The sequence below is a fragment of the Pedobacter sp. BAL39 genome (genome assembly GCF_000170795.1).
Classification (GTDB): Bacteria; Bacteroidota; Bacteroidia; order Sphingobacteriales; family Sphingobacteriaceae; genus Pedobacter.
On sequence record NZ_ABCM01000008.1, the window covers coordinates 86,768 to 101,699 of the forward strand.

The following is a 14,932-nucleotide window of genomic DNA, read 5'->3' on the forward strand; positions in this document are numbered from 1 at the left end:
GGGAAATAAAAAAGCATCGCGGATGTCCGCGATGCTGTACAATTATGTTTTTAATAATCTAGATTACTTTAACATTAATCGCATTCAACCCTTTTTTACCGCTTTCAACATCGTATTCAACTTTGTCGTTTTCACGAATTTCATCGATAAGGCCTGTTGAATGTACAAAGATTTCACTATCTCCGTTAGCTGGAATGATGAATCCGAAACCTTTAGTTACATTAAAAAATTTTACTGTTCCTTCTTGCATTGTATTATTTATTAATAAATTAAGTGGGCAATATACATATTTTATTTATAAAAGCCAAACACATCATTTTTTGACAAATTTAAATCTTAATAAATCTATTTATTGCCCTTTACGCCTGAAATAAGCAGGTTTATTTCTGAAGCATGGGGGATCCCAAGGGTGCTTCCTGGGGTAATTTTTAGCAGATTCTGCAGGTAAACATTGATGATCGCCTCAAGGGTCTTTTTCCTTGCGGCGATATTTTCGGGCTGCACATTGCCATAACTTCCCAGGATCAGTTTTCCGTCCGCATCGGCAAATACAGAAAATTCATAGCCGAAGTTGTCGTAAGCACGTGTAATCCAGATCCGGTACCTTGGATACAGGTAATCGTAGGCTTCCGTTTTTCCGTTCAGCTTGTCTACGGAACTGAGTTTCTCCACGCGGATCATATTGCTTAAAGCGGCAAACTTTACCGGTTGGCGTGCTGCAAGGAGGCTGTCCCTGTTCGTCGGATTCCTGTTGGCCTTTGCAGCCAACTGCCGGATGTAGGCCGTATCGGCTGCAGTAGGTTTCTGCAGCTGCGCAGCGGTAGTTTTCAATACCTTTCTGATGTAATCATCGGAATAATAAGTGATGTTTACATCCGACCGGATGTCTTTTGAAATTTCCTTTTTGACTAGATTGAGGCGCTGCATCTGCAGGCTGTCTTTGCTGATGGTCTTGATACGGAACCACTCTTTGGCAAAATTGTACACATCACCATGATCGTAATGCAGGTGAAAACCCTGCATTTTAAGTTTCTGGGGGCTCCAGGCAAGAATGGAATCATTGGAATGAAACTGGATGACCCAGGTAGGCTCCTGCTGAAAGCCCATCTCATTGAACGACAACCCGGAGCTGAAACGACGCTTGACCTCAAAGTATTTGATGCCCCTGACAGAGTCAAAAGATAATTTTCTTGTGCTTGTTCTTCTCTCTTCTTTGTTTTTATCTTCCGCACCACAGCCCGTCAGGAGCATGGCGATGCCAAAAAATAATAAAATCTTGTTTCTGATCATAGATGCTTTCCCCGCAAATGCTGAAAAAATAGGATTTAACCTCTCCAAATTTTGTAATTGGCTGCAAATTAATGCAAAGGTATGAGAATAGACAAAGACTTATATCCTTTGTTTGAGTTTTAACAACATCGTTAGCCGCTGCCCTGACCGGATGACGGTCACCAGCAGCAGTTTTCTGTGCCCGTTCCGGAAGATTTCATTCAGCTCCGTAAGGCTATACCTGGAGACGGAACTGAAGTCGATGGAAACGATCTCATCATCTTTGAGCAGCATGGCTTCATCCGCAGGAGAATCGGGCTCAATTCTTCCGATGATGAAATGGTTCAGGTCGGGGCCCTCCGCGGTAATCTCCATACCGGCCATATCATGCTGAAAGGGGCGCCGGAAAGTATGGTTTTTCTTCAGATAAACGGCGCTGTCGCCGTAATCATAAGTGGTGTTGAACCTGCTGAGCACGTCGGCGCCCAGATTGCCACTTCTGTCTCGGATGAGTATTTTGTTCACCACATCATGAAAATCAGGGAAGGAGCTCAGTACGTTATTCAGCGTATAATTCCCAATCTGAAGACTTGCCGCACGGCCCATACGACCGTCAATGACGCCGCTGAGGCCTACACCCAGGTTGGCGGCGATGGTCTTTTCAGGAGCGGGGAAGGGTTCGTCGCCAAGTTTTTCCAGGGATATCGCATGGCTGGCGCCATTGTCTATCAGCACTGAGATGGGTAGTGCCGGTTGGCCATCGAAACGGATGCTCACCTTCGCATAAGGCTTGTCGCCAATAATGTTCAGCGGGATACGCGTACCCTTTATTTTCCTCCGGTAGAGGGGATCATAAAAGATGATCCGTCTGGAGGTGTAGCGGATCTCCACGATGAAACTCTTAAAAAAATGATAGCCCATCAGTCCGTGTATGTGTGTTCCCAGGTAGGAGGAGAGGTTAAAGAGGTCCTCTTTCAATATGGCCGTGGGAATCTGCGGATACTCGGCATCGCCCACAGTGGCTGTGAGCTGATTGGACACAAAAGCTTCTACCGGTTCTCCTTTTCCAAGTCCGGCAATCTTGATGCTGCGCAGGTTTTTAAGCTGCAGGCTGTCAATCAGGCTTGGGTCTGTGATGATCATCGGCCCGACGCCGGTATCCAGGATGAATCGGAAAGGGCCTTTTCCGTCGATGTAAACGGGGATGACAATGAGGTTTTTCAGCATGCTGAAAGCAATGCGCTGAACCATTCTGTGGTCTTTGAAGCGGAACTGCTGTCCATAGAGCGGCCTTATCCCCATCGTGATGCCCAGAAAGATCATCAGGAATTTGAGAACCGGCATTTTAATCCTGCTCGTCAGCCCATTCATTAAACTAATTTAATAAATTAGCAGGTAGTATGCATCAAGGGCCCAACAAAATAAAATCTTCGCTGAGCAGCTTCGGAAAAACCACATTGGCGGTATTGTTCTGTGCACAGCTCCTTTCTGGTTGTTCGGCCGACCGGCGTCTGGCTTCCACATTGAAAAAGACCTTTAAAAGATCGCCGGTACTCCGGCAATATCAGGCGGGTTTCGCCTTATATGACCCTGAAAATGACCGGATGATTTTCGAAAAGGACGCCGAAAAATACTTCATCCCGGCTTCCAATACCAAGCTGTTTACGTTTTATGCAGGCCTTAAGATCCTTCCTGAGCGGGTTCCTGCACTGCGGTATGTGGTCAGGAATGACTCCCTGATTTTCTGGGGTACTGGTGATCCCTCTTTTCTGCAGAGCAGGCTTAAAGGAAAAAAAGCTTTTGACTTCCTCAAACAAAGCCAGCTGCAGCTTTTTTACGCACCCGGCAGGTATACCGGTCAGGTGTATGGGAAAGGCTGGGCCTGGGACGATTATAACGATTATTATCAGGCAGAAATCAACGATTTCCCTATCCAGGACAACCTGGTTAGCCTGAGCGAAAAATCAAGTCTCCTGCAGGTCAGTCCCGGGTTTTTCAGGGATTGCCTGTTTAAAGATGCCGATACTGCAGGCCCTTTCAGGGTGGTCAGGGATTTCAATACCAACGCATTTCACTACCATGACCGGCCTGTACCGCAGGGGTACCATGAACAGGTGCCCTATAAGCTTAGTCTGGCAACGACCCTCAGCCTGCTGGCCGATACACTTGGCAGGGGAGTATCTCTCCTGGAGCTGAAGATGCCCGCGGATGCGCAGACCATTGAGGATGTACCCCGGGACAGCCTGCTCAGGGAAATGATGCTACCCAGTGATAACTTTATCGCCGAACAGCTGATCCTACTGTATGCCAACCAGACAGGTATAGAGATGAATACCGATACCACCATCAACTACATTCTCAAGACTTACCTCAGCGACCTTCCCGACCGGCCATCATGGGTGGATGGCTCCGGTTTGTCCAGGATGAACCTGTTCACGCCCAGGGACATCACCTTTCTGCTGAACAAGATTTATAAAACAGTAAATAACCCCGAGCGCCTGTACGCCATGCTTCCGGCAGGAGGCAAAACCGGAACGCTCAAAAATGCATACCCGGCCACGGAAAAGCCCTTTGTTTTTGGAAAAACGGGGAGTTTCTCCAATAACCACAATCAAAGTGGTTATGTGTTAACAAAAAAAGGAAAAACCTATCTGTTTTCTTTCATGAACAACAGCTATACGCTGCCTACAGCCGCCGTCAGGCAGGAAATGGTGCGCATCATCACTGAGATCCATGAGAAATTTTAAAGGCGCTCAAAGGGGATGTCCATTAGGTTGTAATTGCGCCAGGTATTGAAATCAAAATGCCACCATTCGTTGGTCAATACGGTGAAGCCATGCGCCTGCATGACTCTGATGAGCAGGTCGCGGTTGGTAGCGATAGCGGCTGGTAGCGGGCTGTAAGTGGGCGAAGCCTTTGCCGAAAAACTATCGTAGGGGGTAGGCATGGACAGCTCCCTTCCTGTTTTGAGGTTGATGATGGTCAGGTCGATGGCACAGCCGCGGTTGTGTCTCGATCCCTTTTTTGGATTGGCTACAAAATTCTTATTTTTTGCCTTCAGGTAAAGGGTTTTTGTCGCGCTGTACGGTCGGTAGGCATCATATATTTTAAGTCCGTAACCTTTCTTTTTTAACTCCTGCTGAACTTTCTTCAGCTGCATCGCTACCGGTTTCCGCGCAAAGGCACGGGCCTGTTTATAAACAGCCAGTTTCATGAAGTTATTGGTGGTCGCATACCTGATGTCCAGAACAAGTGAAGGAATCTCCTTTTTCAGGTCCACCAAACGAAGGTCGGGCTGTTTTTTCAGCGACCGAAGGTACTCCTGCTCGTTGCTGACGACCTTCAGCACTGCCGGAGCGGCGGAAGGTTTCGTCTCCTTTTTCAGTGCCTCCTGTGCAAAGATCAGGGGAAACTGAAAAAGGAACCACAAGAGCATCAGTGATCTTTTCATTATTTTACTGGTTGGATACCATCAGCAATTCGATGTCCTTGTGGGGTAGATTGTACATGGCTGCAATGTCCTTATTGGTGAGGTGTCCCTGGTAGATGTAAAGCGCCTCCCTGATGCCGGGTTTGTTCCATACCATGTTCATCAGTCCGCCCATTTCGCCGATGTCCAGCAGAATTGGTGCGAAAATATTGGTCAGGGCATATGAAGCAGTCCTTGGAACCCTGGAGGCTATATTTGGAACGCAGTAATGGATCACGTCATATTTTCTGAAAACAGGGTTGGTGTGGTTGGTGACCTGCGAGGTTTCAAAACAGCCTCCCTGGTCGATGCTGACATCAATAAGGACTGAATGTGGTTTCATCCTGCTGACGGTTTCTTCCATCACCACACAGGGGCTCCGGCCGTGCGTAGCGCGAATGGCACCGATCACCACATCACAGGTGGTGATGGCCTTCGCCAAAACGATCGGCTGCATCACCGAAGTGAAGACCCGGCTTCCTAAATTGTTTTGAAGCCTTCTGAGACGATATATGGAGCTGTCGAACACTTTTACTTCTGCACCCAGAGATAATGCCGTACGCGCGGCGTATTCTCCGACCGTTCCGGCACCAAGGATGACAATTTCCGTGGGAGGGACACCGGTGAAGCCGCCCAGCATCAAGCCCTTCCCACCGGTCGCATTGCTCAGGTATTCTGCGGCGATAAAAATTGAGGTGGCCCCCACAATTTCACTCATCGCCCGCACCACACTCAAGATGCCACCTTCGTCACGCAGGTTTTCAAAACACAAGGCATTGATTTTTTTATGGAGCAGGGCTTTCAGGTAGTCTTCCTTCAGGCTGCCCATCTGCAGTGCGGAAATCAATGTTTGCCCTTTATGCATCATGGCGATTTCGTCGAATGTCGGCGGCGCAATTTTCACGAGCACATCCGCATCGAAAATATCCTTCTTATGAAAAGAAATGATGGCCCCCTGTTCGCTATAGTCGTTATCGGAAAAGTTCGCCCCCACGCCGGCACCACTTTCTATGACCACCTTATGTCCATTGTTCACCAGCAGCGCCACAGACAGCGGTGTCAGTGCAATTCTGTTTTCCTGGAAGGAGATCTCTTTGGGGATGCCGATATACAGACTGTTATTTTTCTGATTCGTTTCTGACATTGTCTCTTTAGGCTGTATCAGTCCTTTCTGAGCAATGGAGGCCATACCATGTAATACTGTAGCCATTTTAGTTGTTAAAATTTGGTTCTGAAATTACGGAAAATAGCTGAATATAAGTCATTTTAACTTTAAATTTTAGAGAATGTCAAGGTTCTCCGGGTTTCACCAACTACGGCGATTTCTATCTTGATATACTGGTCAGGAAGCAGTTCTGCTACTTTCTCCGGCCATTCAATCAGGCAGTAATCACCGGAATAAAAATACTCTTCATAACCGATGTCATAAGCTTCCTGCAGGTTTTTAATCCGGTAGAAATCGAAATGGTAAACCACCGTGCCTGAGGCATCATATTCATTGACAATGGAGAAGGTAGGGCTGGAGACAACTTCGGTGACACCCAGCGCCCGGCCAAGGGATTTGATAAAGGTGGTTTTCCCGGCACCCATTTCCCCCTCAAAAATGAATATACGTGTTGTTCCGGCAAAGTTAATCAGTTCTTTAGCGGCCTCATCCAATGCGGCAGGGCTGCTGACTTCAATTTTCATCTGGTTATAATTATTTTTATCGGCAATGAAACATTCAGAAGCCCCTGATGGTTTCATCAGTTCTTCTGCTTTTACAAATTTATACAATCAGTCCGGCAAGCGCATCGGTGTTGCGTAAAATTATCCGTTTTTCTTACGTAAAGTGTCTATGCTGAACCTGTTGTAGCTGATCAATGCCAATAATACCGCAAAAAAAGCACTGTGGATGAGTTGTGAGGGAACCGCTTCCCAGTTTTCGATTATGCCAGTACCAAAAAGGAGCATCAGCATGACAACTCCGCCAAGTACCAGTCCAAAACGGGTAAATAAGCCAAGGACTAAGAGGATACCCACAAGAAACTCGAGAAATGGAAGGGCATAACTGAAAGGCCTCACGATAACCTCGGGTAACATAGAGGATTGGAATTGACCGGTCATCCAGGCGCTGAATTTGTCGATCTTAGGGAGACGCACGAGCCCATGCGTGAACATGGAAATCCCAATGGATGCCCTGGCGATCAGGTAAGCAAGTTCATTGTTGTTCATCCTCTAAATTTAGGAATTTAATCTTAAATCTATTTTTGAAAATAATGATTCTCATCATTGTTTGTAGGTTAAATGGCTACAAATCGCGGACGAACTGCGTAAATTGCATCCGGTACGCTTTACCTTTTTGCATCCTGAATGTATACCTGTTATCTTGTACAAAAATTAGCGGATCGTTGTCTTCTTATACGTCTCTTAAGCGTCCCTTAAGCATCCCCTAAGCGTCCAGTCATTGCTTTTGACGCTTAAGGAATGCTTAAGTATGGTTTAAACCGGGCCAGGTAAGCAAAGGATAGATGGCGATTAGAATTGTTCACCATTAAATTCAATAAAGTATGGCAATATTAAAAAATGGAATTCTGGGGGGATCCTCGGGAAAAGTAGGTCCGATTGTGACCTATGTCTCAAAGGGAAAGCATATCATGCGCTCTTACAGAAAAAAAAGAAAGAAAAGTTCTGTCGGGGAGCTGGCATCCAGGGAGGCGACGAGATTGATTACGCCTGTATTACTGAGCGTTAAGCGCTTCATCAAGGTTGGCTTTCAATTGGAGGCCGCTCTTAAGAACACAAATTATTACAACGAGGCTTACCGGTATAACCGTAAGGCCATTGTTGCAGGAAGTTACCCGGATCAGTATCTGGATCTCAGTAACCTGCAGGTCACAGCAGGGGAAAAGCCAATTGCAAAGGATGTTCATGCAAGCTTAAATGGGGAATATCTGGAATTTCGCTGGAACATGGATGCGGAAAAAACAGAAACAAAAGATATCGACCAATTGATTTTGGTAGCGTATTGTGACACTCCCAGGGTGGTGATTGGAGTGGTCGGCGGACAGCTCCGTAAGCAAGGTTTTGGAAGACTGGAGGTCGTCCGGTTTCAGCGGACAACCTGCGTATTTCATACTTTCATGGCTTTCATCTCTGAAGACCGCAATTCAGTTTCGAATACGATGTATGCAGGCCAGGTGATCGTAGCACCTGATAATGGATGATCCTGGCCTGCATAAAAGTTTATTTTGAACTGTAGGTCACCACGGGGATGATCATTTCCTCCAGAGAGATGCCCCCGTGCTGAAAGGTCTCATTGTAGTAGTTGACGAACTGGTTGTAGTTGTTCTGGTACACAAAATAACGGTCTTCCTTGGCAAAGATATAGTTGGAACTGATGTTGATCTTCGGCAGTTGTGCCTCATGCGGATTTTTGATCAGGAATACCTCCTTCGCGTTGTAATTCAGGTTACGGCCCTGTTTGTAGCGCAGGTTGGTGTTGGTGTTCCTGTCGCCGATCACCTTGCTCGGGTGTTTTACACGGATGGTACCATGGTCGGTAGTGATGATCAGCCGGACCTTCTTCTGGGAGATTTTCTTCAGGAGATCCATCAGCGGAGAGTGCTCAAACCACGAAAGGGTAAGTGAACGGTAAGCCGCATCATCGTTGGCCAGCTCACGGATCATCTGCATGTCTGTCCTGGCGTGCGACAGCATGTCTACAAAGTTGTATACAATGGCATTGAAGTCGTTTTTCAGCAGGTTATGGATCTGGTCGTTCAGGGCCTTGCCATCATCAATGGTAAGGATCTTATTGTAGCTGAACTTACAGTCTTTACGCAGGCTGCGCTTGATCTGGTCGGCCAGAAAAGCACCTTCATGCAGGTTTTTACCGCCTTCGTCGTCGTCATTCTGCCATAAGCCAGGAAAGCGGTTTTCCATCTCCAGCGGCATAAGACCGGCAAAAATAGAGTTCCGCGCATACTGCGTGGCCGTCGGCAGGATGCTGGAATAGGTATCCTCCTCGTCCAGCCTGAAATATTCAGAGATCAGCGGGTTGATGATGCGCCATTGGTCGTACCGAAGGTTATCAATAAGGATAAAAAATACTGGCGTATTGTCGTTGATCAGTGGAAAAGCCTTTTTCTTCAGCAGCTCGTTTGAAAGCAGCGGCGCTTTTTCCTTTCCATTTACCCATCCCAGGTAATTGTCTTCAATGAACTTTGAAAACTGCATGTTCGCTTCCGATTTCTGCATGGTCAGAATCTCGTGCATCTGCGGATCATCGAGTTTTTCCAGCTCCAGCTCCCAGAAAACGAGTTTTTTATAGACTTCCACCCATTCTTCATAACTGAGCTTGTCGTTGAGTGTCATGCCCAGGCGCCTGAAATCCTGCTGGTAGGCCATGGATGTTTTCTCGCTCACCAGCCGTTTGTTGTCGATGATCTTTTTTATGGTCAGCAGCACCTGTTTTGGGTTCACCGGTTTGATGAGGTAATCGTCAATCTTGGAACCAATGGCATCCTCCATCAGGTTTTCTTCTTCGCTCTTGGTGATCAGGACCACGGGAACATCATTCCTGATGTTCTTGATGGCGCTCAGTGTCTCCAGACCGCTCATTCCCGGCATGTTTTCATCCAGAAATACGAGGTCGAAATGTTCCTTCTCGAAAGCTTCCAGCGCGTCATTGCCATTCGTGTAAGTAGTTACATGATAGCCTTTTTCGTTTAACAGTAATATATGTGGTTTTAATAAGTTGATCTCATCGTCGGCCCATAGAATCTTGGTTTCCTGCATTCTTATGTTGTATAATATAAATTTAAATGATGTAAAAGGATTTTAGCTTTCCTAGTATCGATAAAAATAGCAATTTTTGTACCGTATAAATTATTTTTAAGGATTGAACAAAAAGAAAATCATAAATGATCCGGTCTACGGATTCATTAATATACCCTCTGAACTGATCTTTGACCTGATTTCCCATCCCTATTTTCAGCGGCTGAGGTACATCAAACAGCTCGGAATGACCCACCTTGTCTACCCCGGCGCGCTGCATACCAGGTTTCACCATGCCCTTGGTGCCATGCACCTGATGAGCCTTGCCATAGAAGTGCTGAAGGGTAAAGGCCACGAAATCAATAAGGACGAAGAAGAAGCTGCCACGATTGCCATCCTGCTGCACGACATTGGCCATGGCCCTTTTTCACATGCACTGGAACATACCCTCGTCAATGGCATCCGCCATGAAGACATCTCCATGATGATCATGGAGAAGCTGAACCAGGAATTTGACGGGAAGCTGACCCAGGCGATCAACATCTTTAAGGGCAGTTACCATAAAAACTTTCTCGCGCAGCTGGTGTCCAGTCAGCTGGACCTTGACCGCATGGACTACCTGAACCGCGACAGCTTTTTTACGGGTGTGAGTGAGGGGGTCATCAGCTCCGACAGGATCATCAAGATGTTCAACGTGTTGGACGATCAGCTGGTGATTGAGGAAAAAGGGATTTACTCGATTGAAAAATTTTTAATTGCCAGAAGGCTCATGTACTGGCAGGTATACTTGCATAAAACCGTGGTATCCGGAGAACAGTTGCTGGTGAAGATCCTCAACCGCGCGAAGGAGCTTTCTGCCCATGGCGTACAGCTGTTTGCGACACCTGCACTGCAGCATTTCCTGCAACATGAGGTGACCGAGCAGGCCTTTTTCAGCTGTGATGACCACTTGCAGCAGTTTGTGAAGCTGGATGATCAGGATATCTTTACCGCGGTAAAGGTATGGCGCGACCATCCCGACCGGGTGCTGTCGCTCTTGTGTACCATGTTTGCCAGCAGGAACCTTTACAAGGTGGAAATTGGAAGTGAACGCCCCGACGCGGCCCGTGTACAGCGGATCCTCGAAAATACAGGTGATGTGCTCGAGCTGGATGAACACGAACGCGGATATTTCGTCTTTACGGATGTGATCAGGAACAGGGCCTACGAAAGCGGCTCCGGAAACATCAATGTGCTGATGAAAAATAATACCATTGTCGACATCGCCAGTGCTTCAGATTTATCCAATCTGGCCTCACTGGATAAAACCGTCACCAAATACATACTGTGCTATCCCAGAATAATTTAGCATTTTTTAACAAAATATTTAAGTTTTTATCTCGTTTTTAGATTCTAACTATTTTAGTAGGCGGCAAATAACCTGAGGCGTTATTTGTTCATATCAATTTAACATTTAACTTTGTAAAATGCAATTTACTGCCAAGCAGATAAGCGAATTTATAAATGGCACCATAGTAGGCGATGAAAACGCCAAAGTAACAGAACTTTCCAAAATAGAAAATGGTACTGTTGGGTCTTTATGTTTTTTGTCTAATCCCAAATATGAAAACTACTTATATTCTACTCAGGCGTCAGTAGTGATCGTTGGCAGTGAATTTATTCCTGCACAACCGGTTGCCAGTACCCTGATTAAGGTAGATGATCCCTATAGTGCCTTTTCTGTTCTTCTGGAGAAGTACAATGAGTTCATGAACCAGATGAATGTACAGTCGGGTATAGAGCAACCCAGCTTTATCCATCCCAGCGCCAAAATTGGTAAAAATGTATATATCGGTGCCTTCAGTTACATCTCTGAAGGTGTGGAAATTGGTGATGACACCAAAATCCAGACCCAGGTTTTTATCGGAACGGATACCAAGATCGGCAGCAACTGCCAGTTTTTTCCTGGCGTGAAGATCTATAACCGCTGTGTGCTTGGCAATAATGTCGTGATCCATGCCAACACGGTGATCGGTAGTGATGGCTTCGGTTTCGCTCCACAGGCAGACCGCAGTTATTCGAAGATTGCACAGATCGGCAATGTGGTGATTGAAGACGATGTCGAAATCGGGGCGAATACGTCCATTGACAGGGCAACAATGGGCTCCACCGTAATTGGAAAAGGGGTGAAGCTGGACAACCTGATCCAGATTGCACATAACGTAGAGGTAGGCGCACATACGGTTGTAGCCGCACAATCGGGCATTTCCGGAAGTACCAAGCTTGGAGAGATGTCTGTTGTTGGTGGTCAGGTGGGCATCGCCGGACACCTCAGCCTCGCCAAAGGCACCCAGATCGGTGCACAGGCGGGCATCAATTTCAGCATTACTGATGAAAATAAACAATGGCACGGCAGTCCTGCTCAGCCACTGAGAGACTGGATGCGTGCATCCGTAATCTTCAAACAGCTGCCAAGTGTGGAGAAACGCATTGCCTCCCTGGAGCGTACGATATCAGAACTTAAAGCAATAATTGAACAAAACAGTACAATAACAAAATAATGAACGTTAAGCAGAAAACTATCAAAGGCGAAGTTTCGGTAACAGGTGTGGGCCTTCATACCGGAGCCAACGTAACCTTAACCTTTTGTCCGGCACCGGAAAACCATGGATTTAAGTTTCAACGCATCGATCTGCCTGGTAGCCCGATTGTGGAGGCTGATTGTGATAATGTGACTGATACCGCCAGGGGAACAACCATCTCCCAGAACGGAGCCAGCGTAAGTACGGTAGAGCATGTACTGGCTTCTCTCGTTGGAATGGACCTTGATAACGTGCTGATGAAACTGGATGGCCCTGAAATCCCGATTATGGATGGCAGTGCTGTGTTATTTGTTGAGGCACTGGAAAGTGTAGGCTTCCAGATTCAGGAAGTAGACCGTGAATATTTCCAGATCCCCCATAACATCACTTATGCAGAACCTGACCGTAAAGTGGAGATCGTTGCGATGCCGCTGGACGACTACAGGTTTACCTGCATGATCGATTATAACTCGCCTGTACTGGGCAGTCAGCATGCCGGAATATCCAGCATCGCAGAGTTTAAAAAAGAAATTGCCAGCTGTAGGACCTTCTGCTTCCTTCATGAGCTGGAATACCAGTTGCAGAACAACCTGATCAAGGGTGGCGACTTAAATAATGCCATCGTGATCGTGGACAAGGAAGTGACTAAGGAAGAGCTGGACCACCTGGCAAAGATCTTTAACCGCTCGGTTATGGAGGTTGCTCCGCAGGGCATCCTGAACAATATGGAGCTGCGCCACCAGAATGAGCCTGCACGCCATAAACTGCTGGATATGATCGGTGACCTGGCCCTTGTTGGGGTGCACCTGAAAGGTCATATCATGGCTGCCCGTCCTGGTCATGCCGCCAATGTTGCATTTGCTAAAAAAATCAAAGCCGCCATCAAAAAGGAAAAAAATAAAAAAGTACAGCATGTATACGATCCATCGGTAAAACCACTCTACGACGTGGTGCAGATCATGGACATCCTGCCGCACAGACAGCCGTTCCTGTTTATCGATAAGATCCTGGAACTGTCAAAAACGCACGTTGTTGGTGTAAAAAATGTCACCATGAACGAAGAAATCTTCAAAGGTCACTTCCCTGGTGCCCCGGTATTCCCGGGAGTAATCCAGATTGAAGCGATGGCCCAGACAGGTGGTATACTGGTGTTGAGCACGGTGCCTGACCCGCGTAACTACCTGACGCTGTTCTTGAAGATCGACAATGTGCGCTTCAGGGCGCAGGTTTCTCCGGGTGACACAATTGTGTTCCGTTGCGACCTGATGGAGCCTATCAGACGTGGCATCGCACAGATGAAAGGTGTGGGTATGGTAGGTGGAAAAGTAGTTGTCGAAGCAGAAATGATGGCACAGATTGTAAAAGTAAAAGACAGCGAAACGGCATGATACAACCTCTAGCGTATATACATCCGCAGGCGAAAATCGCCGATAATGTAGTTATAGAACCCTTTGCAGTCATACATAAAGATGTAGTGATCGGGGAAGGTACCTGGGTGGGCTCCAACGTGGTGATCATGGATGGTGCCCGCATTGGCAAAAACTGCCGGATTTTTCCGGGCTCAGTGATTTCCGGTGTTCCTCAGGACCTGAAGTTCGCCGGAGAGGTGACGACTGCCGAAATTGGCGACAATACCACGATCAGGGAGTGTGTAACGATCAACCGTGGTACAAAAGATAAATGGAAAACCGTGATCGGCAGCAACTGCCTGATCCAGGCTTATTCCCACATCGCACACGATTGCGAAGTGGGTGATTACTGTATTTTCTCCAACAGCACGACCCTTGCCGGGCACATTACCATCGGTAACTATGTGGTGCTTGCGGGTTTGGTGGCCATCCACCAGTTTGTGAAGGTGGGTTCTCATGCCTTTGTAACCGGTGGTTCATTGGTGCGTAAAGACGTTCCTCCTTATGTAAAAGCTGCACGTGAGCCGCTTTCTTATGCAGGGATCAACTCCGTTGGCCTGAGAAGAAGGGGTTTCTCTTCTGAGAAGATCAATGAAATCCAGGAGATCTACAGGGTGCTTTTTGTGAAACATAACAACGTGACCAAGGCCTTGGACATGATTGAAGCTGATTTTGCACCTACAGAAATCCGTGATGAGATTGTCGATTTTATCCGCAACTCCGCAAGAGGCGTGATGAAAGGCTTCGGATCGGGTAGCTAATCTGCTGATGAATGAACATTCGCTTAGACAAGGCTGGCCGTCGCTTTAACCAGGAGTGGATTTTTCGTAATGTCAGTTACGAGTTCAACCCTTCGGGCCGTTATGCGATCCTGGGGCCCAATGGCTCCGGAAAATCCACCTTACTGAGCGTCATCCTGGGCAGCTTGTCCCCTTCGGAAGGAGGGTTGCACTATGAATATAAAGGTAGATCTGTTCCTGTGGAGCAGATCTATCAATACCTGAGCTTCGCCGCGCCCTACCTGGACCTGCTCGAAGAATTTACCCTCCAGGAAACTATCCGTTTCCATTTTCAATTTAAAGACCGTTACCGCAAGATGACCGAGGCTGCCGTGCTCGACCTGCTTGGCTTGTCGAAGTCGCAGGACAAGGCTTTAAAATACTTCTCTTCGGGAATGAAACAACGTACTAAGTTGGCCCTGGCCTTCTGTTCGGACACTCCATTACTGTTGCTTGATGAGCCTACATCCAACCTGGATCAGCAGGGCGTGGCCTGGTACCTGGATCTGATCGGACGTTTTACAGAGGAAAAAATGGTCATTATCGGGTCTAATCAGGAAATTGAGTATTCATTTTGTGACAAAGTAATCCAGGTGACCGATTATAAATGACCAAATATTTTTTTAGAAAAACCGCGTTTAAATACATCTAAACGAAGAAATAAACAAATCGAAATAAATTTTTAAA

Annotated in this window: 15 protein-coding genes; 7 read left to right on the plus strand and 8 right to left on the minus strand. The window is 46.9% G+C overall.

Translation table 11 applies throughout. The features are described from left to right. Positions 1–58: 58 nt before the first annotated feature. The 3 genes from PBAL39_RS12055 to PBAL39_RS12065 all read right to left on the minus strand — a co-directional run bounded on the left by PBAL39_RS12055 (position 59) and on the right by PBAL39_RS12065 (position 2,640). The gene (locus tag PBAL39_RS12055; protein WP_008241764.1) at positions 59–250 is read right to left on the minus strand and encodes a cold-shock protein; all 192 of its coding nucleotides are present in this window, start codon (positions 248–250) and stop codon (positions 59–61) included. Between the two features lie 95 nt (positions 251–345). Further along, a complete protein-coding gene (locus PBAL39_RS12060) occupies positions 346–1,290 on the minus strand; it encodes a hypothetical protein (protein WP_008241766.1) in 945 nt (314 codons plus the stop codon). Positions 1,291–1,389: 99 nt separating this feature from the next. Beyond that, entirely contained in the window at positions 1,390–2,640 is a 1,251-nt protein-coding gene (locus PBAL39_RS12065; protein ID WP_008241767.1) for an aspartyl protease family protein, read from the minus strand. A 29-nt stretch (positions 2,641–2,669) separates the two neighbouring features. Between PBAL39_RS12065 and PBAL39_RS12070 the strand changes: the two genes are divergently transcribed. Beyond that, positions 2,670–4,016, plus strand: a complete 1,347-nt coding sequence (locus tag PBAL39_RS12070; RefSeq protein ID WP_008241769.1) for a D-alanyl-D-alanine carboxypeptidase/D-alanyl-D-alanine-endopeptidase — start codon at positions 2,670–2,672, stop codon at positions 4,014–4,016. Here PBAL39_RS12070 and PBAL39_RS12075 read toward each other — a convergent pair. The 4 genes from PBAL39_RS12075 to PBAL39_RS12090 all read right to left on the minus strand — a co-directional run bounded on the left by PBAL39_RS12075 (position 4,013) and on the right by PBAL39_RS12090 (position 6,952). After that, positions 4,013–4,720 (minus strand): M15 family metallopeptidase, encoded by a 708-nt coding sequence (locus tag PBAL39_RS12075; protein ID WP_008241771.1) that lies wholly within the window; start codon positions 4,718–4,720, stop codon positions 4,013–4,015. The two genes, PBAL39_RS12070 and PBAL39_RS12075, sit on opposite strands and share 4 nt — an antisense overlap. A 4-nt stretch (positions 4,721–4,724) precedes the next feature. Beyond that, complete coding sequence (locus tag PBAL39_RS12080) at positions 4,725–5,948, minus strand: alanine dehydrogenase (protein WP_008241772.1); 1,224 nt, start codon at positions 5,946–5,948, stop codon at positions 4,725–4,727. Between the two features lie 62 nt (positions 5,949–6,010). Further along, positions 6,011–6,484, minus strand: a complete 474-nt coding sequence (gene tsaE, locus PBAL39_RS12085) for a tRNA (adenosine(37)-N6)-threonylcarbamoyltransferase complex ATPase subunit type 1 TsaE (RefSeq protein ID WP_232282946.1) — start codon at positions 6,482–6,484, stop codon at positions 6,011–6,013. Positions 6,485–6,547: 63 nt separating this feature from the next. Then, positions 6,548–6,952: a DoxX family membrane protein gene (locus tag PBAL39_RS12090; RefSeq protein ID WP_008241776.1), complete on the minus strand. Its 405-nt coding sequence runs from the start codon at positions 6,950–6,952 to the stop codon at positions 6,548–6,550. Between the two features lie 335 nt (positions 6,953–7,287). On the opposite strand from PBAL39_RS12090, the gene PBAL39_RS12095 reads away from it, so the two are divergent. Next, positions 7,288–7,944 carry a DUF6266 family protein gene (locus PBAL39_RS12095; protein WP_008241778.1) on the plus strand — a complete coding sequence of 219 codons (657 nt, stop codon included), beginning with the start codon at positions 7,288–7,290 and terminating at the stop codon, positions 7,942–7,944. Positions 7,945–7,963: 19 nt separating this feature from the next. Here PBAL39_RS12095 and PBAL39_RS12100 read toward each other — a convergent pair whose 3' ends face one another. Continuing rightward, positions 7,964–9,517 (minus strand): bifunctional response regulator/alkaline phosphatase family protein, encoded by a 1,554-nt coding sequence (locus tag PBAL39_RS12100; protein WP_008241780.1) that lies wholly within the window; start codon positions 9,515–9,517, stop codon positions 7,964–7,966. Between the two features lie 103 nt (positions 9,518–9,620). On the opposite strand from PBAL39_RS12100, the gene PBAL39_RS12105 reads away from it, so the two are divergent. The 5 genes from PBAL39_RS12105 (at position 9,621) to PBAL39_RS12125 (ending at position 14,856) form a co-directional block, all read left to right on the plus strand. Then, positions 9,621–10,844, plus strand: a complete 1,224-nt coding sequence (locus PBAL39_RS12105; RefSeq protein ID WP_008241782.1) for an HD domain-containing protein — start codon at positions 9,621–9,623, stop codon at positions 10,842–10,844. Positions 10,845–10,962: 118 nt separating this feature from the next. Next, positions 10,963–12,036, plus strand: a complete 1,074-nt coding sequence (gene lpxD / locus PBAL39_RS12110) for a UDP-3-O-(3-hydroxymyristoyl)glucosamine N-acyltransferase (protein ID WP_008241784.1) — start codon at positions 10,963–10,965, stop codon at positions 12,034–12,036. Beyond that, entirely contained in the window at positions 12,036–13,445 is a 1,410-nt protein-coding gene (locus PBAL39_RS12115) for a bifunctional UDP-3-O-[3-hydroxymyristoyl] N-acetylglucosamine deacetylase/3-hydroxyacyl-ACP dehydratase (protein ID WP_008241786.1), read from the plus strand. The genes lpxD and PBAL39_RS12115 overlap by 1 nt, the downstream gene beginning before the upstream one ends. After that, complete coding sequence (gene lpxA, locus PBAL39_RS12120; protein ID WP_008241788.1) at positions 13,442–14,227, plus strand: acyl-ACP--UDP-N-acetylglucosamine O-acyltransferase; 786 nt, start codon at positions 13,442–13,444, stop codon at positions 14,225–14,227. Before PBAL39_RS12115 ends, lpxA begins: the two co-directional genes overlap by 4 nt. 11 nt (positions 14,228–14,238) lie before the next feature. Further along, positions 14,239–14,856, plus strand: coding sequence for an ATP-binding cassette domain-containing protein (locus PBAL39_RS12125; protein ID WP_008241790.1), 618 nt, complete (start codon positions 14,239–14,241; stop codon positions 14,854–14,856). Positions 14,857–14,932 lie beyond the last annotated feature (76 nt).

Bases quoted from the DNA above. Each gene is read 5' to 3' on its own strand.
- PBAL39_RS12055 (WP_008241764.1), bottom strand. From the start codon at position 250: ATGCAAGAAGGAACAGTAAAATTTTTTAATGTAACTAAAGGTTTCGGA.
- PBAL39_RS12060 (WP_008241766.1), bottom strand. From the start codon at position 1,290: ATGATCAGAAACAAGATTTTATTATTTTTTGGCATCGCCATGCTCCTG.
- PBAL39_RS12065 (WP_008241767.1), bottom strand. From the start codon at position 2,640: ATGAATGGGCTGACGAGCAGGATTAAAATGCCGGTTCTCAAATTCCTG.
- PBAL39_RS12070 (WP_008241769.1), top strand. From the start codon at position 2,670: ATGCATCAAGGGCCCAACAAAATAAAATCTTCGCTGAGCAGCTTCGGA.
- PBAL39_RS12075 (WP_008241771.1), bottom strand. From the start codon at position 4,720: ATGAAAAGATCACTGATGCTCTTGTGGTTCCTTTTTCAGTTTCCCCTG.
- PBAL39_RS12080 (WP_008241772.1), bottom strand. From the start codon at position 5,948: ATGGCTACAGTATTACATGGTATGGCCTCCATTGCTCAGAAAGGACTG.
- tsaE (WP_232282946.1), bottom strand. From the start codon at position 6,484: ATGAAACCATCAGGGGCTTCTGAATGTTTCATTGCCGATAAAAATAAT.
- PBAL39_RS12090 (WP_008241776.1), bottom strand. From the start codon at position 6,952: ATGAACAACAATGAACTTGCTTACCTGATCGCCAGGGCATCCATTGGG.
- PBAL39_RS12095 (WP_008241778.1), top strand. From the start codon at position 7,288: ATGGCAATATTAAAAAATGGAATTCTGGGGGGATCCTCGGGAAAAGTA.
- PBAL39_RS12100 (WP_008241780.1), bottom strand. From the start codon at position 9,517: ATGCAGGAAACCAAGATTCTATGGGCCGACGATGAGATCAACTTATTA.
- lpxD (WP_008241784.1), top strand. From the start codon at position 10,963: ATGCAATTTACTGCCAAGCAGATAAGCGAATTTATAAATGGCACCATA.
- PBAL39_RS12115 (WP_008241786.1), top strand. From the start codon at position 12,036: ATGAACGTTAAGCAGAAAACTATCAAAGGCGAAGTTTCGGTAACAGGT.
- lpxA (WP_008241788.1), top strand. From the start codon at position 13,442: ATGATACAACCTCTAGCGTATATACATCCGCAGGCGAAAATCGCCGAT.
- PBAL39_RS12125 (WP_008241790.1), top strand. From the start codon at position 14,239: ATGAACATTCGCTTAGACAAGGCTGGCCGTCGCTTTAACCAGGAGTGG.